Raw genomic sequence first — 245 nt, 5'->3', positions numbered from 1 at the left:
GCTGGTGCTGCTGCCCAACGAATCGCATGCGTATCGCGCACGGCAGTCGATCCTGCAGATGCTGGCCGAGAGCGAGCAGTGGTTGAAGACCCATCTCGGCGAACCGGTGAAGGAGACCGGCGCGACGGGGCATGACCAGGACAACCCCGCCCCGCAGGCGCGGCTTGTCCGCGATGGGCGTTACCCGGACAGCCCCACATCGCAGGAGCGGGCTTGCCCGCGATGGGGCATTACCGGGAAAGCCC

The 245-nt window shown here is 67.8% G+C and carries 1 protein-coding gene; it reads left to right on the top strand.

The window, feature by feature from the left end; all coding sequences use genetic code 11:
* Positions 1–245 (top strand): hypothetical protein (locus tag EO139_RS21450; protein ID WP_164739869.1); only part of this gene is annotated, 245 nt, incomplete at both ends.

It is taken from the genome of Xanthomonas sp. BRIP62411, from assembly GCF_003993525.1.
In the GTDB taxonomy this organism is placed as follows: domain Bacteria; phylum Pseudomonadota; class Gammaproteobacteria; order Xanthomonadales; family Xanthomonadaceae; genus Xanthomonas; species Xanthomonas euroxanthea.
Note: the sequence above shows the minus strand (reverse complement) of the source record. Positions and strands in the feature narration are given on the sequence as shown.